Raw genomic sequence first — 20039 nt, forward strand, 5'->3', positions numbered from 1 at the left:
ATATTTGGGCCTTATCATCGCTCGAATAGCCCCCACTCATTGTCCTAATTAGTGTAAACTCGGGAGATTAACCGGGCCTTCTTACCCATTATCGTCCTTTTATTATGATCATTGGGATAATCGGAAGTAAGGTGAATTTACCTAATTGCTGCCTGGCATCCGAATTAATAATGAGTACCAGCGTGTCAAGGTATGAAATCGCCGACCATCAAAGCCCCTTAGAGAGGACGTTTACGTGAAAATAGCCTTTTGCTTACATAAATACTTCCCTTACGGTGGCCAGCAACGGGATTTTAAGCGTATTGCGTTAGCTTGCCAGCGACGTGGGCATCAAATCATTGTCTATACGTTTGAATGGCAAGGAGAAAAGTGCCCAGGGTTTGAAATAGTCATTGTGCCGAAACAAGGATCATCCAACCATGCCCGAAATCACTTTTTTAGCCGTTGGATTGCGGATTATCGGCGGTCACACCCTGACGATGTTTTAGTCGGTTTTAATAAAATGGCAGGTTTAGATATCTATTTCGCCGCAGATGTTTGTTATGCTGCAAAAACGGCGAAAGAAAAAGGGTTCTTTTATAAACTTACCCCTCGTTATCGTAGTTATTCTCAGGCCGAGAGCGCCGTGTTTTCGACGTGTTCAAATACCGAAATACTCGTACTAACGCCTCAGCAGCAAACTGATTTCAGTAAATTTTATCAAACACCTGCGGAACGATTCCATCTACTGTCACCTGGTATTGATCCACAGTTATATTCGTCGCAGCAACGGGATAGCTATCGTGAGAAAACCCGTCAGCAACTTGGCCTGGCGAGCGATGAATTTTTCTTACTACAAGTCGGATCCGATTTTCGGCGCAAGGGTGTCAAGCGGAGCCTTGAAGCTATTGCCGCGTTACCTTTATCGACCAAAGATAAGGTGACTTTTTGGGTAGTGGGTGCAGATAATGCGGTGAGTTATCGACATTATGCCGAAAAACTGGGAATTGCCACTCGAGTCCACTTCCATCAAGGTAGAGACGATATTCCCCAATTAATGGCTGCTGCGGATCTACTTCTTCATCCGGCTCATCAGGAAGCTGCAGGGATTGTCCTTATTGAAGCTTTAGCCTCAGGGTTACCTGTTATCTGTACCGAAGTTTGTGGTAATGCGCCTTACCTCGCTGCTGCCGGGAACGGAAAAGTAATCGGTGAGCCTTTTAATCAAAAGATATTCAATCAAACTCTAGCTACCTCCTTACAAAACACCAACCAGTTGGCATTATGGTCACAGGCAGCGTTGGCGTATTGTGAACAACACGATGTTTATCGTTTACCAGAGCAAGCCGCAGATATTATTGAAAAGAGAGTAAAAGATGCTGCAACTCGAACCGCCTTTTAAGCAGGCATGGCTGCACAGTGATCCTTATGCAGAAATTTTGGCACTACAAGGTGAGACATTTCGGCAAGTAGAAGCCAGAAAAACAATGCGTTTTGATTTTGCTGGAGAAAGCTATTTTGTAAAATATCACCGCGGCACAGCGCTAAAAGAGGTACTAAAAAATCTGATTACGCTGCGTTTACCGGTGCTAGGTGCGAAAAATGAGTGGTTGGCTATTCAGCATCTCCACAAGGTCGACGTCCCGACCATGACCTGCTATGGATACGGACAGCGTCATTGGAACCCCCTTGAACGTGAATCTTTCATCATCACAAAAGATTTAAACCCGGCAATAAGCTTAGAAGATTATTGTGCAAATTGGGCGACTCAGCCGCCGTTGTATCATGTGAAGCGAGCACTGATCAAACAATTAGCGCGAACCGTTGCAGCGATGCACCGTTCCGGTCTTAATCATCGGGATTGTTATATTTGCCATTTCCTCTTGGCACTTCCTTATGATGCCGATCAAAGCAAGCCGAAACTGTCGGTGATCGATCTGCATCGCGCACAGATATGGAAAAAAATGCCAGTACGTTGGCGAGATAAAGATTTGATTGCGCTCTATTACTCAAGTTTCCCTTTGGCACTCTCTTTACGAGACTATTGCTATTTTTTAACTGAGTACTTTTCTTACCCAGTACGAGAGGTTTTCCGAGAAGAGGGCCGTTTGATACGGCGCGCTCAGCAGAAAGCGGAAAAAATTAAACAGCGAACGCTAAGAAAGAATCTCTGAAGGAATGAGTCGTGCTATGACTGCTGAAAAAACATTGTCAATCATGTCGTTACTGGCATGTGAAAAGGCGATCAAACAACGAATTACCATTGACCCTTGCGCAGTCAATGACGATGACGTCCAGCTCCATGTTGGATGGGGGGCAGATGGTGACTTTTTATTAGGCAGTGAAGTTTCAATGGCTTCCGTCGCGGTCAATAACCCGTCTATCCGCTTTCACTTTCATCTTTTCAGTAATGATATACCGCAGCTTAATCAGCAAAAAATAGTTGAGCTTGCTAAGCAACATGCAGTAAAGATAACGCTTTATACTCTGGATAATGATTATTTCGCTCAACTCCCGACTAATCGATTATGGTCATCGGCGATCTACTATCGTTTTATCATGGCTGAGGTAATGGCTCAGACTGCTTCGACCATGCTTTATCTTGATGCGGATGTGGTCTGCCAAAGAGATATTCGCCCACTCCTCGATTTCGATTTCAATAATAAGGTGGTTGCCGCAGTACCTGAACGCGATGCAACATGGTGGGTGCATCAAGCAGAAGTGCTCGGGTGTAATGCTCTTGCGCAGGGATACTTTAATTCCGGGGTAATGCTGATAAATCTTGTTACTTGGCGGTCCGAAGCGGTTTATGAGCATATCCTGCGCTTAGTTGCTAACCCAGAACGTCAAGCTAAACTCACCTTTTACGACCAAGATCTGCTAAATTTAGCGCTAGTTGATAAGAAAATATTCCTAGATAGGGTTTATAATACTCAATATAGCCTTAATTATGAGCTCAATGATGCGAAGCGTAAAAACGCTATGGCTTCATGTGTTTTTATGCATTTTATCGGGCCGACCAAGCCTTGGCATTTGTGGGCACAATACCCCAATGCACAGGCATTTCAGGTGGCAAAAGAACAGTCTCCATGGAAAGAGGAGCCTCTGTTGCAACCTCAGTCAACATATCAATACCGTTATTGTTATAAGCATCTGATTCATCAGAAGCAAACACTAAAAGGATATGGATATTTTTTTAGATACCTACTCCGTAAACTACTTTCTCGGCGATAAATAGATAGCTATGGTTAATCAATCCAAACTTGCAGGCTACACCGTTTATACAAACGGTGATGATCGTTTTTTCATCAGTATGTTGGATGATTTTCTTCATTCTCGTTTAACGACGTTGAAAATATTCCGAAGTATCCCTGACACTAAAGTGAGCTTAGTGGAAAAAGACGGCAGGCTTTTCGTCTTAAAAGTATTTACCCCTAAGGAAAAGCGTAATGAGCGCTTTTTAAAGTCCTTCTTCCGTGGTGATTACTATCTAACACTCTTCAAGCAAACCGCGATGCTTCGCGAACGGAATGTGACTTCACCCAATGATTTTCATCTACTTGCCGAGACTAAAATTTTTAATTTCGCGAGCCGTTTCATCATGATTATTGAATATATCCCCGGTGTAGAAATGGATATTTTAGCGGCTAAAGGTGAATTGACTGAAACAATAAAGTCGGAAGTGTTAGAGAGCGTCAAAGAATTGCATCAACACCATGTTATTTTTGATGATGCACATAAGCAAAATTTTTTACTCTCTAATGGGCGAGTGAGAATCATTGATTTATCGGGTAAAAATTACTCACGCTTTCGTGCGGCAAAAGACTTTATCGATCTGGAAAGACACTTTGGAATCAGTGATTTTCATCGGGGTTTTTCATATCAATGGGTAAAGCGGAAGTCACAATTTCGAAAAAAATTTAAGGCCTTTAAGGGGCGCTTAATTGGGCGTTCAGTGTAAGCGGTTATGATCTCATTTTTTAACTCGATACAACTTTCCGACTTACGCGAACAGCGCAGGCACTCCACGTGCCTTATTTTTCTCTCCGGACCATCTGCCTCAGAGGTTTCAATTTCGCAGTTATGCGTTACGGATATTATCGCAGTTAATGGTTCGGCGAGCTATTTATTGGACAATGGGGTCAGACCCTTTATTTATTTGGTGACAGATGGTCGCTTTCCGCTGCAGCGATTTGAAGAGTTCAAGCGACACGTGGCTGAGAGCTCCTTCACCTTCATCAATCAGGAAGTCTTCGAAGCTGCTCCCGCTGACTTAAAAGACTGGCTAATTGAGCACTGTTTCATTTTAAAAGAGCTTTATAAACGAGAAAAATCAGGCCCCTTAAAAAAGCTCAAGTATGCGCTTTTTTGCGCTCGGCATCCGGCTGTTGTAATGGATGTTCCCTTCTCGAGAAAGAAAAGAATGAAGGGGTTTTCTAAAGACATTACGCTTGGCTACTGTAACTGTAAGACGGTTGCTTATGCCGCGATTCAGTTAGCTTACTCTTTACATTACGCTAAAATTATTTGCGCTGGTTTTGACTTAACATCGGGTGGGAAACGTTTTTATGAACGCCCCGATGAGGCGGCAATGCCCTCAGAGATAGGCCAAGATACGCAGAAAATTATTGCGGTATTACGCTTTATGAGGGAGAAAATTAATCCACCACTTTATACCCTTTCTACATCGACAGCGGTTCCTTATGATGTAATTCCCCGAATAGACCAAGTACATGAAAAGGATGAGTAATGCTATTGATTAGCGTTCCCAGCCTATTTCGATCTCAGGGACTTTCTCCGCGTGAAGTTTTGCCATGATGAAATTTGATAGATAGTTTTCTAAGCGTCTACAAGATAAAAGTTACCGCCACAGCAACCAGCTTGACGTGAATGACTATTAGCGATGGGCTTAATCGATAAAAACCTTGTGTTATAAGGCCCCCATATAATTAGGAAGCCTCGAACCTTAAATACAACCGATATCGGTTAGTTTTGCGAGGACTTGGGTAGGCTGAATTTCGCTCATTTTCCCGCTAGGCTGTCCTTTAATCACATATTGATTCTTACCATACCCGCCAATCAGTAATGGGTCTGTTGGGCCATATAACGTCACATTCGGACGGTCTAATGCTGCGGTTAGGTGACTCAGCCCAGTATCAACCGAGACAACCGCTCTAGCGCCGGCAAGTTGTGTGGCGACTTCACTCAGTGAGAGCTTAGGTAAGACTGTTACTTGAGGGCGCCCTTTCGCCAGTCGAATTGCTCGCTGCTGCTCGATAGCTGATCCCCACGGTAATTTTACCTTAAGACCTGTTGCCACAACCAAGTCAATCAAGGTTTCCCAAGCACTTTCTGGCCAATGTTTATCATCGCGCGTTGTCGCGTGTAAAAAAACAAGATAGTGATTAGCATCTGCGGGGAGGACATTGGTAAAATGCTGGGCGATACCATAATCACCTTGGGTTTTTGGAAGTGGATAGCCAAGACTTACTGAGAATAGCGCTCGAATTTTCTCCACCGCATGTTGGTGTTTACTCAGCCGATGACTGCGGTCGTACCAATAACTGGCAAGAGGCTCGCGGGCACTCTGCCAATCCAAACCATGTTTGGTACCGAGGGCTTTACGAGTGATCAAAGCAGAACTTTTGATCAGCCCCTGTGCATCAATAATGACATCGTAATGAACGCTCTGGAGCTGCTGGTAAAAACGCTGACGCTCTTCTCGGATATCGCGACGAAACCAATTTTTCCGCCAGCGGCGGATAGCTACGGGTATGACGCGATCAACAGCTTGATGCCAAGAAGGGATCTGGCTGAAACCCTCTTCAACGACCCAATCGAAACGGATAGTCGGAATTTGCTGTAGTGCATCGGTTAACGCGGGTAGGGTATGGATAACATCGCCCATGGATGATGTTTTGACGATTAAGACACGCATTCGTGCTCCTGAACCGTGGCTAATAGCGTTTCTAACTCAGAGAAAACTCTCGTTGGCGTAATATCGATAAGGCTTTGATGATAGCCTTGCTCCCCTTCACCCTTACGAATTTTATGGTAACCGGTGATTAAGCGAATAATATGAGCTTTGTCAGTTAATGGCGGCGTAAAGTCTGGACTACTTGGGCCGTACAGCGCGACTAATGGTCGTCCTAGGGCTGCAGCAACATGCATTAATCCAGAGTCGTTAGTGACCACTCCATGGCACTGAGCGAGTAAGATTACCGCCTGATCAAGTTCAGTTTTACCTGCTAAGTTAGTACAGTGTGCCGCTTCGTCTTGGGTCAGTCGTGCGATAATTTCAGCGCCAGCTTCATTATCCTTGGCTGAGCCAAAGAGTGCAATTTGGTAGCCTTTTGCAATCAGCTGTTTAGCGAGTTCAGCATAATGGTAGTCAGGCCAGCGCTTCGCTGGCCCGAATTCTGCCCCTGGACAAAAACCGATGAGCGGACGATCGGCATGCAGACAAAAAAGAGCGGCAGTTTCTAGTTTTTCACGCTCCGAAACAACCAGTGTTGGCCGAGCAAGGGGTCTTGGTAAATCCGCAGCATGAGTCGCTTTGTTTTGTTCGTAGGCTAAAGCGATATAGCGTTCTACCATCAAAGGAAACGCGGTTTTATCTAAACGACGATGATCGTTTAATAAGCCATAACGCATCTCACCTAGCCATCCTGTACGACGTTTGATCCCTGCAAACCAAGGTATCAGAGCCGATTTGAAAGAGTTAGGTAGAACGTAAGCGTGGTCGTAGTGGTTATCACGAAGTGCCTTACCGAGTCGATACCGGTCGCCCAATGCTAGACTCCCATGGCCAATAGGCATTGCGATCGCTTGATTAACCTCTGGCATTCTCGCTAGGAGTGGCCTGCACCATGCTGGAGCCATTACATCTATTTCTGCTTGTGGCCACTGTACTTTCAGCGTTTGGTACAGGCTTTGCGACATCATCATGTCACCCACCCACGATGGCGCAATCACTAATATTTTCATCGATAAGGCTTCCACTTTCTTAAGGCTTATTTAACCAACGCATATAGTCGCTTACGCCTTCAGTTACGGTTTTAAAGGCTTTGGTATAACCTGCATTTCTAAGACGAGTCAGATCAGCTTGAGTATAGGCTTGATAGCGGCCCTTAAGCTTGTCTGGGAAAGGAATATATTCCACTTCACCTTGCTGGTGATGGGCTAGAACGGCATCAGCGACGACTTGGAAAGACTCGGCATGACCTGTACCACAGTTGAAAATACCTGAAACACCATTTTCCCAACACCAGAGGTTTACGTCAGCCACATCTTCGACATAGATAAAATCGCGTTTGAATTGCTCGCTACCCGCGAAAAGCTTAGGATTTTCACCTTGATTAATCTGGTTATTGAGGTGAAAGGCGACACTGGCCATGCTACCTTTGTGGCCTTCGCGAGGGCCGTAGACGTTAAAATAACGGAATCCACACACTGGTGAGTCAGCGTCAGGAAGAATGCTCCTAACATAGTGGTCGAATAGCATTTTAGAATAGCCATAGACGTTCAGTGGCGATTCATACTGACGCTCTTCTATAAAATCACTATCACGTCCGCCGTAAGTGGCCGCTGAGGATGCATACAAGAAGGGGATTTGACGCTCTAAACAAAAATGCAGTAATTCTTTAGAGTACTGGTAATTATTATCCATCATATATTTACCGTCCCACTCAGTGGTTGCTGAGCACGCACCTTCGTGGAAAATAGCTTCAATCGGCCCTAAATCATCACCGGCCACAATACTCATTAAAAATTCTTCTTTATCCATGTAATCGCTGATATCAAGATCAGCCAGATTAATGAACTTAGTGCCATCTTTGAGGTTGTCTACCACCAAAATATCGTTATGACCGCGATCGTTTAACGCTTTTACGATATTACTGCCGATCATGCCGGCGCCACCAGTTACAATAATCATAAATCACCTTTCGACTAAGACGAGACTCGATCACTATTCGAGTTAACTACCCTAAATCATACCATCTTAACCATAGGATGGCAGTAAGCCGCCGAAGCGGCGGCCTGATTTAGAATAATGCTTTGATATTTTTTATGAATTTACTGTCGCGTACCGACGTGTAAATAATCATAACGCCTTCTACAGGGTGGAGCTGGCGTAGAGGCTGGGTACGAGGGCAATGCGCAGCGAGGCTTGGTGGTGACGACGCGTGGGTGGCCGTCGCCGTCGCAGAACGGTTGAGCAACTGACTCAATTTCACCAATTTAATATCAGCGGGCAGGGTAGGCAGAAGTTGTTGTAAAACTCTTACCGTCGTGGGGTGCGGGTGTCCAATGGCGATTGCCGAGCCATTACGCTGGGCTAACTTAACCGCACGTTGAAATTGGTAGCGGATATCCGCTTCGTTTTGAGTATCATCTAAGAATACATTTCTCTTCAATACTTTCACTGTGGTTCCCCGTGCAGCGTTGACAGCTTGGGTATTCCCAATCGTGACACTATCGAGAAAATAGAGCTGATGGTGGTTAAGTACGCTCATTACTTTTTGCATAGCAGGTAAGCTGGAGGTCATCCGGCTTCCCATATGGTTATTTAACCCCACCGCATAGGGTACTTGGCGGATAGCACGTTCAATAATACTTTGTACCTGAGTGAGGCTCATTTCAGGGGTCAATGTATTCACTTCAAGGGGCTGCTTGCTCATCGGAGCCATTGGAAGGTGAATCAGTACTTCATGTCCTGCCTGATGGGCGAGAGTCGCCATAGAGCGAGCATGTGGGGCGTCAGGTAATACGGCGATAGAAATAGTGTTAGGCAGAGCGATCACTTTATGCTCTTCGGTAGGGCGATAACCGAAATCGTCAATAACCAGCGCTAACTGTCCGCCATAGGTGGTATAAGCGAATGTTAATAAACCGATGGAAATAAGAGAGTTAAATAATTTTCGCACATTATTTTCCTAACCAACTTAATGGGTTAACTGCTTGCCCTTGGCGTCTAATTTCAAAGTAAAGTGCGGGCGAGCCTTGTCCCCCACTACGACCGACAAGTGCGATGGCTTGTCCCGCTCTGACCTGTTGGCCAACGTTTACTAATGCACTCTGATTGTAACCGTAAAGACTCATATCCCCTTTACCGTGTTCAATGACGACGACTAGCCCATAACCTTGTAACCAGTCTGCCATCAATACACGGCCATCAGCAATTGCACGAACATCCGAGCCTTCCGCTGCACCAATCACTAACCCTTTCCAGCGTAATTCACCTTGTAGCGTGTCGCCAAAGCGATGTATCAAGCGACCATGAATAGGCCAAGGATATTGGCCATTGGCACGACCTAAGCCACCCGTACGCGCAATAAGTTCTTTTTCACCTTCAGTCGGACGATAAGTTGACCCTTTTGCTTGAGCTTGTGCTTGACGTTGTTTGACTTGTTCTGCAGCTCTTGCCTCTCGGGCCGCTCGAGCTTTAGCTTCCTGAGCAGCTCGGGCAATCTGGTTTTGTAGGCGGTTTTCGTTTTGTCGCATTTCAGCGAGATCGGCTTGGTCTCTTTGTAATGAGGCATTCAATTGCTGTAGGGTTTTTTGCCGTGCGCTTTGGGCTGACTGCAATTGGTCTTGCTGCGCTTTTTGTTGGGTGAAAAGGGCTTGTTGTTGCTGTTGACGCACTTCAAGCTGCGATTTCTTATCCGCTAAATCGGCACGGGTCTGTTTTAATGACTCGATATTTTCTTGACGTGCGGTATTAAGATACCGGAAATAGGTCAGCATCCGGTCGCTGCGTTGGCCGTCTTCACCACTGAGTAAAAGTTCAATACCGCTATGCTGGCCTTGACGAAAGGCCGCATCAAGTTGTTCAGCAAGAACCTTTTCTTCATGGGCTTGGGAACGGAGAAGCTCCTCTATTGAATCGGTAAGCTCTTGGATATCGCTGTTAATACTATTTAAATTAAGTTGCGTTTCACGTAACTGGCGGCTGGCTTGAGCAATCAGCTTCTCTTGACTCTGTAATTTACCCAATAATTCGTCACGTTGTTGTTTTTGTGCTTGAACACTACGCTCTTTGGCCGCAATATCTTGCTGAATAGAGCGAAGTGCTGACTGATTATCATCAGCATGGCTAGAAATAGGCAAGGTGAGTAGCCCCGCGCAGAGCAGCAGGCTGGACGTCAGCGGTAAAAGGCGAAATTGAACAGGCAAAATCGAATTGTGCCGAGCTGAAAGAGATAAAGTGAAACGCTTTTTTTCCGTCATAAGGCTGAGATTATTCCATGATGTTTCACAGGTTACTAGAGCTACGCTCGGGTTTTATAGTGTACGGCCTATATTAATGGCATAATCAGATAATAGGTAAGAATTCGGCAGTGCGAAAGGGGCCATCTAAGGTTATTACAGTAGATAATTCCCATTTTGTAATGTTGTTCCAACTACGCGGTGCGTTGTCACTGCGCGGATACATTTATAGTAGATCGTTCTCGGAGTTGTTTTTCTTATGCAAGATATTATGGAATTTGTACATAACCACCTTATCCTGAGCCTTGCTTGGGTAGTATTGCTGGTATTAGTCGTTTTTACCACTTTTAAGGGGCTATTTTCTAAAGTTAAACTGATTGGGCGTGGGGAAGCGACTCATCTAATTAATAAAGAGAACGCCGTCGTGGTCGATGTTCGTGGGCGTGATGATTTTCGTCGTGGCCATATTTCAGGTGCACTCCAAGTAAGTAGTGATGAAATAAAGAAAGGCAATTTCACAGAACTCGAAAAGTACAAATCACAGCCTATTATTGTCGTTTGTGCAACGGGACAGAGTGCTGGAGATGCTGCAGCACAACTTAATGCAGCAGGATTCGAAAAAGTATCTGTATTAAAAGATGGTATTAGTGGTTGGAGCAGCGAAAACCTTCCATTAGTCCGTGGCAAATAGATTTTAAAGAGGCTTTTATGGCATCCATTGATATCTACACTAAACAAACCTGCCCTTTTTGCCATCGTGCAAAAGCATTACTGGATCAAAAAGGTGTGAAATACCACGAAATTGCGATCGATAATGACAGCGAAAAACGGGCAGAGATGATAGATCGTAGTCAGCGTACGACGGTGCCACAAATTTTTATCGACCAGCTTCATGTTGGCGGGTGCGATGATTTGTTTGCATTGGAACAGCGTGCACAACTAGACCCATTACTGAATGCCTAACGTTAGGCGTAATTTTGTTTTAAAGGATTGAGTACCATGTCTGAACAAAACCCAAACGAAATGACTTTCCAGATCCAGCGTGTATACACTAAAGATATCTCTTTCGAAGCCCCGAATGCGCCACAAATTTTCCAAAAAGAGTGGGAGCCTGATGTTAAGTTGGACCTCGATACGGCATCGACGCAACTTTCTGAAGGGATTTATGAAGTTGTACTTCGTGTAACAGTTACCGCAACGGTTGGTGAAGATACCGCCTTCTTATGTGAAGTTCAGCAAGCGGGTATTTTTACCATTTCAGGAATCGAAGGCTCGCAAATGGCTCATTGCTTAGGTGCTTACTGCCCTAACATTTTGTTCCCTTATGCGCGTGAATGCATCTCGGCTCTGGTTTCGCGTGGTACTTTCCCACAATTGAACCTAGCACCTGTCAACTTTGATGCACTTTTTATGAACTACCTTCAGCAGCAAGAAGGTGGTGAAGTCGCGCAGGATGCTTAATCACCATGCGTGAAGCAAGTGTAAGTGTTCTCGGTGCCGGTTCATACGGCACCGCTTTAGCGATAACCTTAGCCCGTAACGGTTATCCAGTGGTGTTATGGGGGCATAACCCGCACCATATCGCTCGTTTAAGTGAACAGCGTTGTAATGCTGAGTTCCTTTCCGATGTCCCTTTTCCTGATAATCTTGTATTAACCTCTCAACTTAACGAAGCCGTTACGCAAAGTCGTGATCTCTTAATTGTCGTACCAAGTCATGTCTTTGGTGAGGTATTAAAGCAGATTGCCCCAATGTTACTTCCTGATACTCGTATCGTGTGGGCAACTAAGGGATTAGAAGTTGAGACGGGGCGTTTACTTGAAGACGTCGCGAGAGAAATTTTGGGACCCGATATTCCCTTAGCTGTGATTTCTGGGCCAACGTTCGCCAAGGAGCTTGCTGCAGGTATGCCGACGGCGATTGCCTTAGCATCGAAGAACGCGCAATTTGCGACAGACTTACAGACGAAACTGCATTGTGGGAAAAGTTTTCGAGTCTATAGCAATAATGACATGACCGGTGTGCAATTAGGTGGTGCGGTGAAAAACGTTATCGCGATCGGTGCGGGGATGTCTGATGGTATGGGATTTGGTGCCAATGCGCGTACTGCCTTGATTACTCGGGGCCTCGCGGAGATGTCTCGTTTAGGCTTGGCATTAGGTGCGCAAGCAGAGACCTTCACTGGCATGGCGGGTTTAGGCGATCTAGTATTAACCTGCACAGATAACCAGTCACGTAACCGACGCTTTGGGATGTTACTGGGGCAAGGTAAGTCTGTTGAAGACGCGCAAGAGACGATCAGTCAAGTTGTGGAAGGCTATCGTAATACAAAAGAAGTTTACCTTCTTGCGGCAAGCGTTGGGGTAGAAATGCCTATTGTTGAGCAAATTTATCAAGTTCTCTATTGTGGGAAACCCACTCAAGACGCAGCCATTGCCTTACTGGGTCGAGAACGTAAAGATGAATCACGTCAGTAAGTACGTACGCTTACTACATTTTATTATTACGCCCATTCGGGCGTTTTTTATCAGGAGCATGTCATGTCCTCGGAAGAGCTTGAGCAAATTTGGGAAGCAATCCTCGCTGAAGCACGTGAGTTGGCATCCGGCGAACCCATGCTTGCCAGCTTTTTCCATGCCACGCTATTAAAGCACGATAACTTAGGCAGTGCGTTGAGTTATATGTTGGCGAATAAGTTGGCGAATGCCAACATGCCGGCCATTGCGATTCGCGATATTGTTGAAGAAGCTTACCGTCAAGATCCAGGTATGATCATGTCTGCTGTCCGCGATATTATGGCAGTGAGCCAGCGCGATCCCGCAGTGGATAAATACTCTACGCCTTTACTCTATCTTAAAGGCTTTCATGCGCTACAAGCTTACCGTATTGGTCATTGGCTGTGGCGTGAAGGCCGTCGCTCATTAGCCGTTTATTTACAGAACGAAATTTCCGTTTCCTTTGGTGTGGATATTCACCCAGCGGCGAAGATTGGTTGTGGCATTATGCTGGATCACGCGACAGGTATCGTGATCGGCGAAACGGCCGTAGTCAGTGATGATGTATCGATACTGCAATCTGTCACGCTGGGGGGAACAGGCAAAACCTCTGGTGACCGTCATCCCAAAATCCGAGAAGGGGTGATGATTGGCGCTGGGGCAAAAGTATTAGGGAATATCGAAATCGGCGAAGGGGCAAAAATTGGAGCAGGATCAGTGGTATTAATGGCCGTACCGCCTCACACCACGGTAGCCGGAATTCCCGCAAGAATTGTGGGGCGTCCGACTAGCCAAAAGCCCTCAATGGAAATGGATCAACATTTTACTGGGGCAATGGGATTTGAGTACGGTGACGGAATTTAATACGAGCTGTGTTGTGGGCTTATTCCTTTAATAGCGCACCAGCATAATCTAACTGGCGCCAGGCTTCGAACACGACGACCGCGACTGAATTTGAAAGGTTCATACTACGGCTATTTTCTACCATAGGAATACGAATCTTCTGCTGTGGCGGTAAGTTATCAAGGATGGTGGCGGGGAGACCGCGACTTTCAGGTCCGAACATAAGATAGTCACCCGCTTGCCAACTTACCGCACTGTGAGCCGGTGTCCCTTTGGTCGTGAGGGCAAATAGTCTTGCAGGCTGTTCAGCGGCGAGAAAAGACTCGTAGTTAGCATGCTTTTTGACGGCGGTAAATTCGTGATAATCTAATCCTGCACGGCGCAAACGCTTATCGTCCCACGTAAAGCCTAGAGGTTCGATGATATGCAGGGAAAATCCCGTATTCGCACAGAGGCGAATGATGTTGCCGGTGTTGGGTGGAATTTCTGGTTCGAATAAAACGATATTAATCATAACGGCTCCCTCTTCGAGAGCCGCAGCATAGCAAATTATTGTTTCGCTGAGTATAACGGAAGCCAGATAGTTAACCGTAACCCCCCTAGTGGACTATCTTCAGCTTTAACATGCCCGTGATGCTGTTGAATCACAGTGTCCACAATAGCCAAGCCTAATCCAGTCCCACCTGAAGCCCGGTCACGTGCCTCATCGGTCCTGTAAAAAGGACGGAATATTTGTTCGCGATCCTGTGGATCAACGCCTGGACCATCGTCATCGACATGTAAGGTTAAGCCCGCTCTATCAACAGAAAAGCTAATACTGATAGCGGAGTTGGAATAACGTAAAGCATTACGGATGATATTCTCAACGGCGCTTTCTAAAGCATGTGGGTTACCATACAAAGGCCATGCACCGGGAGGATAAGGAATATCCATTTTCTTGCCCATCTGCTCAGCTTCAAAGCGTGCATCCTCAATAACATCTTTCCATAATTGATTAGCCCGTAAGACTTCACTCACTAACGCATTTTTATGCTGGGTGCGGGAAAGATCGAGTAGGTCGTTAATCATTCCATCCAAGCGTTGTGCTTCAATTTCAATACGCTCCAATTCTTTGCTCTCACCGGCACGGCGACGTAATAATGCTGTTGAGAGTTGTAATCGGGTGAGGGGCGTACGTAATTCGTGGCTAATATCTGAAAGTAGGCGGTGCTGCCCTTTGATCAGACGCTCAAGTGCACTGACCATCTGGTTAAAACTGGCGCCTGCAGCTAAAAATTCTTGAGGGCCAGATTCCAGCTCGGGATGCTGGCGGAGATTACCGCTGGCGACCTCATCGGCTGCGTATTTAAGCTTACGTGCAGGTTTGGCAAGACTCCAGGCTAACCATAATAGTAAAGGGGTACTAATTAACATAGTAACCAAGAGTAATAACCAAGGGCGATCAAATAACAGGTTAACAAAATCAAGCTGTGAACTACTGGCTGGGCGGATCATATATAACTGATAATTATCCTCTCCGTCCTCAATAGAGAAGGGGCCCGCCATCTCTTGTCTGCCGTATTTTTTCTTTTGAGGATGATCGGCATTGTCTGACTGCCCGATAAAATTCCGAATAATTTGCATTTCATTATGGCGTGCACCAATGACCCGACCTTCTGAGGTGACCAGGAGTAAGTGCTGACCAGGAGGCGCCCATTTATCAATCGCCCGATAAAGACGTCGCCACCACATAAGGTCATTGGGAGGGTCTTGTCGTAACTCGGCCTCGATGTGCTGTTCAACCATTGCTCCCTCACGATGTTCGCTTGGGAGTAACGAGGTTATTTGTCGCGAGTCAAGTTTGGGAACCATCAGGACTAGCATCAGCACAAGAGCCAACGTTAGCCAGAAAATCGCAAAAATACGGGTAGTCAGACTAGCAATCATGTTGCAGAAACCATTAGATAGCCACGTCCACGAAGCGTTTTAAACCATGGGTGTCCATCGCGTCGTTCAGGGAGTTTTCTACGTAGATTAGAGATATGCATATCGATAGCACGATCGAAAGGCGTCAAGCGTTTACCCAGTACCTCTTGGCTAAGGTGTTCACGAGAGACGACTTGGCCTAAATGCTGTGCTAATAAATAGAGTAGGGTGAACTCAGTCCCTGTGAGCTCGAGTGACTCATTATCAAAACTTGCTTCTTGTCGGCCTGGATTCAGACGTAATTCATCCACTTTCAACGTAGGGGAGTTACTTTCTTGTACTTGTTGCTGCTCACTCCAATTTGAACGACGAAGTATGGCGCGGATTCGCGCAACGAGCTCACGATCGTTAAAGGGTTTTGGCAGGTAATCGTCGGCACCCAGTTCTAAGCCGAGAACACGATCCAGCTCACTTCCTCTAGCGGTAAGCATGATGACAGGCGTTTGATGTTGTTGGCGTAATTCTTTTAATGTATCGAGCCCATTTTTTTTCGGCATCATAACATCTAAAAGTAATAGATCGATGCTGCTGTCCATCAAGGATAACGCTTGCTCACCATCACCCGCGACGGTGACATCAAAGCCTTCCATTTCTAGTAATTCTTTTAACAGTGACGTTAGTTCACGGTCATCATCAACGAGTAAAATTTTATTCATGATCTCTCCTCTTCGGCAGCAAAAATACCTTGTTCCATGGCAACGTGTTTATCACTTTACTTAGTTTTACACCCCCTGACGGATGTTTGCAGCAACTCGCTTAGACTACCCCCCAATGCTTCAAACGACAACTGCTATGAGGAACAGTGAAATGCGTCATCTTTGTGCTATCGCGATATCCTCTTTATTTATTGTCTCTACAGGGTTCGCTCAAGAGGTCGAAACACCTCTTAAAGATAAGATACACCAACCTTGCACAATGAATGATAGCCTGACGCAACGCATTCAATCACATATGTTCGATGGTATTGAACTGAGTGAATCACAACGGCAACGAATGCGCGATTTAACTGATCAATTCCGTTTTCGACATTCAACTACTGAGATTGGTGATTTGAAAGCGATGCAGCAGTTGACTCTATCCCAAAATTTTGATGAAACAGCTGTTCGTAACCAAGCGCAAAAAATAGCGGACCAGCAAGTTAAGTTTCAAGTCGAGATGGCTCACGTACGTAATCAAATTTACGGACTGTTGACGCCAGACCAAAAAAAGCAAGTACAGCAGAATTACGAATATCGCATTGATCAATTATGCGATATCAATGAATTACAGTGAACACATTGTGTTGGCTGTATGGTAGTACCAGTAGTATGTCATACCTTTTTCCTTGCCATAGACACCATCCCTGTCTTCCCCCTCAGTAATGAGGGGTTTTTTTTATCATTTGCATCACCAACTGTCTCTTTGACCATCCTTTCTATAAACTTATTGGCGACCTCTTAAGAGTAATTCCAGCCAAAAATTCTCACTCGAATGTGGCTGTCATATTTCTGTCATAAAAATGACATCTTCGTGTCATTCAATTGACCTAATTTAACGGCAACACCCCTTAGGTTGTAATTGAATCGGTCTTTTGGAGAGAGTATGAAATTCAAGCGTAAGATGGCGACTCACCTCACAGCAGTTACCTTAGCATTGACTACCGTTTCGGCATTTGCCGCAACTGATCTCACTGGCGCTGGTGGTACTTTCCCTGCACCGGTCTACTCTCGTTGGGCTGCAGATTATTACAAAGCCAACGGCAGTAAAGTGAACTATCAAGGAATCGGCTCGTCTGGAGGCGTTAAACAGATTATCGCTAAAACCGTCGATTTTGGCGCTTCTGATGCCCCAATGAGTGCAGCCGATTTAGAGAAAAATGGACTTTTCCAATTTCCTACAGTAATTGGTGGCGTAGTCCTTGCCGTTAACTTACCTGGGATTAAACCTGGCCAGTTAATTCTAGATGGTAAAACAACCGGAGATATTTATTTAGGTAAAATCACGCGTTGGAACGATCCTGAAATTGCCGCGCTAAATCCAGGACTGAAATTACCTGCGACAAATATTAATGTTGTTCGTCGAGCTGATGGATCGGGAACCTCTTTTGTATTCACGAGTTATTTAGCGAAAGTGAATCAAGAGTGGAATACTAAAATTGGTAAAGGTAATACCGTTAATTGGCCAGTTGGTCTGGGCGGTAAAGGTAATGATGGTGTGGCAGCCTTTGTTCAGCGTCTACCAGGCTCCATTGGTTATGTCGAATACGCCTACGCCAAGCAAAATAATCTAACCTTTACCAAATTGGTCGATGCCGCAGGCAAAGCTATTGCGCCTAATGAGCAATCATTTAGCGATGCGGCGAAAGGAGCAAATTGGCAGCAGAGTTTTGCACAAGACCTGACTTATCAAGCCGGAGAAAATGCTTGGCCTATCTCCTCAACCACCTACGTCTTAGTCTACAAAAAACCGGCTAATGCGGATAAAGCGAAAGCGGTTTTACAGTTTTTTGATTATGGTTACCAACAAGGCGCGAAAACAGCTAATAGCTTAGACTACGCAGCACTGCCCGAATCGGTCGTAACATTAGTCCGTGATGCGTGGAAAAAAACGATTACGACAGAGGAAGGTAAAGCCATTTATCCTTAACTCTCTCTGCACGACAATTATTTACTTTCAGGGCAGCTTGCTGCCCTGTCATCTATCTACTCGAGAATGTTATGGTACAAAACCGGTCGTCCTTTAAGGCACCCAGCAAATACGGCGATGTGATATTCAGCCTTTTGGTAAAAATCGCCGCCTTAATTGTCCTCCTTATGCTAGGTGGCATAATTGTTTCCCTGATAATTTCATCATGGCCTAGTATCCATCAGTTTGGTTTCTCGTTTTTATGGACCAAAACGTGGGATGCTCCGAATGAACAATTTGGCGCTCTAGTACCTATCTACGGCACATTGGTCACATCAGCGATAGCCTTACTCATTGCAGTACCAGTCAGCTTCGGTATAGCGTTATTTCTGACAGAACTCTCCCCTGTATGGTTAAGACGGCCGCTCGGTACGGCGATTGAGCTATTAGCTGCGATCCCGAGTATTGTCTACGGGATGTGGGGGTTATTTGTTTTTGCACCACTCTTTGCACAATACTTCCAAACACCGGTAGGCGATTTGCTCTCAAGTGTACCGATTTTGGGAAGTTTATTCTCTGGACCTGCATTTGGTATTGGGATTCTGGCCGCAGGCATTATTCTAGCTGTGATGATTATTCCTTATATCGCTTCCGTCATGCGTGATGTGTTCGAACAGACACCCGTCATGATGAAGGAATCAGCTTACGGTATTGGCTGTACCACTTGGGAAGTGATCTGGCGTATCGTGCTTCCTTTTACCAAAAACGGTGTCATTGGCGGCGTGATGTTAGGTCTTGGTCGTGCATTGGGCGAGACAATGGCCGTTACCTTTATTATTGGCAATACTTATCAGCTTGATAGCGCTTCACTATATATGCCAGGTAATAGTATTACCTCCGCTTTAGCCAACGAATTTGCCGAAGCCGGTTCTGGCTTACATATCTCAGCCCTGATGGAGCTTGGCTTAATTCTTTTTGTTATCACCTTTATCGTGCTAGCGATCTCACGCTTAATGGTGATGCGTCTTGCTAAAAAAGAAGGGGCACGTGGATGAGTGATTACCTACCGAGTCATACCGCTCAAGAGGTTACCGAACGGACGAAGCGTCAAACACGTCGCCGGATAAAAAACTATATTGCGCTAACCTTATCGCTCTTAACCATGGCATTTGGCTTATTTTGGCTGCTATGGATTTTGTGGACCACAGTGACTAAAGGGATAGATGGCCTATCATGGGAGCTCTTCACACAGGATACCCCACCACCCAATATGGATGGAGGAGGTCTTGCTAATGCGTTGGCAGGTAGTGGATTACTTATTTTGTGGTCAACCGTATTAGGCACCCCTTTAGGGATCTTAGCGGGTATTTATCTTGCCGAATATGGTCGAAAAACGTGGTTGGCAGAAGTTATTCGCTTTATAAACGATATTTTGCTTTCAGCACCTTCGATAGTCATAGGGTTATTTGTCTACACCCTTGTGGTAAGCCGAATGCAGCACTTTTCAGGCTGGGCGGGCGTTTTTGCGTTGGCGTTATTACAAATTCCGATCGTGATCCGTACTACCGAAAACATGATGAAACTGGTACCTGATAGTTTACGTGAAGCGGCTTATGCATTGGGAACCCCAAAGTGGCGGATGATTCTCTCAATCACTTTAAAAGCTTCGCTTTCCGGAATCATGACCGGGGTATTACTAGCGATAGCTCGTATTGCGGGAGAAACGGCACCCCTACTTTTCACTGCATTATCGAATCAGTTCTGGAGTACCGATATGAGCCAGCCACTGGCAAACTTACCGGTTACTATTTTCAAATTTGCCATGAGTCCTTTTGCACAGTGGCAAAGCTTAGCTTGGGCGGGAGTACTTGTTATTACCTTATGTGTACTCGTCCTGAATATCCTAGCGCGCATGATTTTCGTCAAGCGTAAGTAATAAGTAAA

The 20039-nt window shown here is 45.5% G+C and carries 22 protein-coding genes; 14 read left to right on the forward strand and 8 right to left on the reverse strand.

The genetic code is table 11. From position 1 onward, the window contains the following. Positions 1-235: 235 nt before the first annotated feature. Genes QJR74_RS15025 through waaZ form a run of 5 tightly spaced genes read left to right on the forward strand, consistent with a single transcriptional unit; the run spans position 236 to position 4729 of the window. Positions 236-1381, forward strand: a complete 1146-nt coding sequence (locus QJR74_RS15025; protein ID WP_304372603.1) for a glycosyltransferase family 4 protein — start codon at positions 236-238, stop codon at positions 1379-1381. Beyond that, positions 1356-2153 (forward strand): lipopolysaccharide core heptose(I) kinase RfaP, encoded by a 798-nt coding sequence (rfaP, locus tag QJR74_RS15030; RefSeq protein WP_304372604.1) that lies wholly within the window; start codon positions 1356-1358, stop codon positions 2151-2153. The genes QJR74_RS15025 and rfaP overlap by 26 nt, the downstream gene beginning before the upstream one ends. 16 nt (positions 2154-2169) lie before the next feature. After that, the gene (locus QJR74_RS15035) at positions 2170-3213 is read left to right on the forward strand and encodes a glycosyltransferase (RefSeq protein WP_304372605.1); all 1044 of its coding nucleotides are present in this window, start codon (positions 2170-2172) and stop codon (positions 3211-3213) included. A gap of 10 nt (positions 3214-3223) precedes the next feature. After that, positions 3224-3940 carry a lipopolysaccharide core heptose(II) kinase RfaY gene (locus QJR74_RS15040; RefSeq protein WP_304372606.1) on the forward strand — a complete coding sequence of 239 codons (717 nt, stop codon included), beginning with the start codon at positions 3224-3226 and terminating at the stop codon, positions 3938-3940. A gap of 6 nt (positions 3941-3946) precedes the next feature. Continuing rightward, entirely contained in the window at positions 3947-4729 is a 783-nt protein-coding gene (gene waaZ, locus QJR74_RS15045; RefSeq protein WP_304372607.1) for a 3-deoxy-D-manno-oct-2-ulosonate III transferase WaaZ, read from the forward strand. Positions 4730-4945: 216 nt separating this feature from the next. Here the strand turns inward: waaZ and rfaC are convergent, their stop codons facing one another. From rfaC to envC, 5 genes are all read right to left on the reverse strand, one after another. After that, a complete protein-coding gene (gene rfaC, locus QJR74_RS15050) occupies positions 4946-5917 on the reverse strand; it encodes a lipopolysaccharide heptosyltransferase RfaC (RefSeq protein ID WP_304372608.1) in 972 nt (323 codons plus the stop codon). Then, a complete protein-coding gene (gene rfaF / locus QJR74_RS15055) occupies positions 5905-6966 on the reverse strand; it encodes an ADP-heptose--LPS heptosyltransferase RfaF (protein WP_304372609.1) in 1062 nt (353 codons plus the stop codon). Before rfaF ends, rfaC begins: the two co-directional genes overlap by 13 nt. Positions 6967-6985: 19 nt before the next feature. After that, complete coding sequence (gene rfaD / locus QJR74_RS15060; RefSeq protein ID WP_304372610.1) at positions 6986-7915, reverse strand: ADP-glyceromanno-heptose 6-epimerase; 930 nt, start codon at positions 7913-7915, stop codon at positions 6986-6988. Between the two features lie 109 nt (positions 7916-8024). Beyond that, positions 8025-8906, reverse strand: coding sequence for a divergent polysaccharide deacetylase family protein (locus QJR74_RS15065; RefSeq protein ID WP_441007619.1), 882 nt, complete (start codon positions 8904-8906; stop codon positions 8025-8027). Between the two features lies 1 nt (position 8907). Continuing rightward, positions 8908-10209, reverse strand: coding sequence for a murein hydrolase activator EnvC (gene envC, locus QJR74_RS15070; RefSeq protein ID WP_304372611.1), 1302 nt, complete (start codon positions 10207-10209; stop codon positions 8908-8910). Between the two features lie 238 nt (positions 10210-10447). Here envC and QJR74_RS15075 point away from each other — a divergent pair, with 238 nt between their 5' ends. From QJR74_RS15075 to cysE, 5 genes are all read left to right on the forward strand, one after another. Next, positions 10448-10879: a rhodanese-like domain-containing protein gene (locus QJR74_RS15075; RefSeq protein WP_304372612.1), complete on the forward strand. Its 432-nt coding sequence runs from the start codon at positions 10448-10450 to the stop codon at positions 10877-10879. Between the two features lie 17 nt (positions 10880-10896). After that, positions 10897-11151 (forward strand): glutaredoxin 3, encoded by a 255-nt coding sequence (grxC, locus tag QJR74_RS15080; RefSeq protein WP_092677310.1) that lies wholly within the window; start codon positions 10897-10899, stop codon positions 11149-11151. 36 nt (positions 11152-11187) lie between these two features. Further along, a complete protein-coding gene (gene secB, locus QJR74_RS15085) occupies positions 11188-11649 on the forward strand; it encodes a protein-export chaperone SecB (RefSeq protein ID WP_048913005.1) in 462 nt (153 codons plus the stop codon). Between the two features lie 5 nt (positions 11650-11654). Then, positions 11655-12665 (forward strand): NAD(P)H-dependent glycerol-3-phosphate dehydrogenase, encoded by a 1011-nt coding sequence (gene gpsA, locus QJR74_RS15090; RefSeq protein ID WP_304372613.1) that lies wholly within the window; start codon positions 11655-11657, stop codon positions 12663-12665. A gap of 63 nt (positions 12666-12728) precedes the next feature. After that, the gene (cysE, locus tag QJR74_RS15095) at positions 12729-13547 is read left to right on the forward strand and encodes a serine O-acetyltransferase (protein WP_304372614.1); all 819 of its coding nucleotides are present in this window, start codon (positions 12729-12731) and stop codon (positions 13545-13547) included. Positions 13548-13566: 19 nt separating this feature from the next. Here cysE and trmL read toward each other — a convergent pair whose 3' ends face one another. The 3 genes from trmL to cpxR are packed head-to-tail and all read right to left on the reverse strand — an operon-like array spanning position 13567 to position 16147. Continuing rightward, the gene (gene trmL, locus QJR74_RS15100) at positions 13567-14040 is read right to left on the reverse strand and encodes a tRNA (uridine(34)/cytosine(34)/5-carboxymethylaminomethyluridine(34)-2'-O)-methyltransferase TrmL (RefSeq protein ID WP_304372615.1); all 474 of its coding nucleotides are present in this window, start codon (positions 14038-14040) and stop codon (positions 13567-13569) included. Between the two features lie 35 nt (positions 14041-14075). Beyond that, positions 14076-15452 carry an envelope stress sensor histidine kinase CpxA gene (cpxA, locus tag QJR74_RS15105; RefSeq protein WP_304372616.1) on the reverse strand — a complete coding sequence of 459 codons (1377 nt, stop codon included), beginning with the start codon at positions 15450-15452 and terminating at the stop codon, positions 14076-14078. After that, on the reverse strand, positions 15449-16147 hold the full coding sequence (gene cpxR / locus QJR74_RS15110) for an envelope stress response regulator transcription factor CpxR (protein WP_048913000.1): 699 nt from the start codon (positions 16145-16147) through the stop codon (positions 15449-15451). Before cpxR ends, cpxA begins: the two co-directional genes overlap by 4 nt. 151 nt (positions 16148-16298) lie before the next feature. On the opposite strand from cpxR, the gene cpxP reads away from it, so the two are divergent. From cpxP to pstA, 4 genes are all read left to right on the forward strand, one after another. Then, complete coding sequence (gene cpxP, locus QJR74_RS15115; protein WP_304372617.1) at positions 16299-16763, forward strand: cell-envelope stress modulator CpxP; 465 nt, start codon at positions 16299-16301, stop codon at positions 16761-16763. A 309-nt stretch (positions 16764-17072) separates the two neighbouring features. Then, positions 17073-18116 carry a phosphate ABC transporter substrate-binding protein PstS gene (pstS, locus tag QJR74_RS15120; RefSeq protein WP_304372618.1) on the forward strand — a complete coding sequence of 348 codons (1044 nt, stop codon included), beginning with the start codon at positions 17073-17075 and terminating at the stop codon, positions 18114-18116. A gap of 71 nt (positions 18117-18187) precedes the next feature. Further along, positions 18188-19150 (forward strand): phosphate ABC transporter permease PstC, encoded by a 963-nt coding sequence (gene pstC / locus QJR74_RS15125; RefSeq protein ID WP_304372619.1) that lies wholly within the window; start codon positions 18188-18190, stop codon positions 19148-19150. After that, entirely contained in the window at positions 19147-20031 is an 885-nt protein-coding gene (gene pstA, locus QJR74_RS15130; RefSeq protein WP_304372620.1) for a phosphate ABC transporter permease PstA, read from the forward strand. The genes pstC and pstA overlap by 4 nt, the downstream gene beginning before the upstream one ends. Positions 20032-20039 lie beyond the last annotated feature (8 nt).

It is taken from the genome of Tatumella ptyseos, assembly GCF_030552895.1.
GTDB lineage: Bacteria > Pseudomonadota > Gammaproteobacteria > Enterobacterales > Enterobacteriaceae > Rosenbergiella > Rosenbergiella ptyseos_A.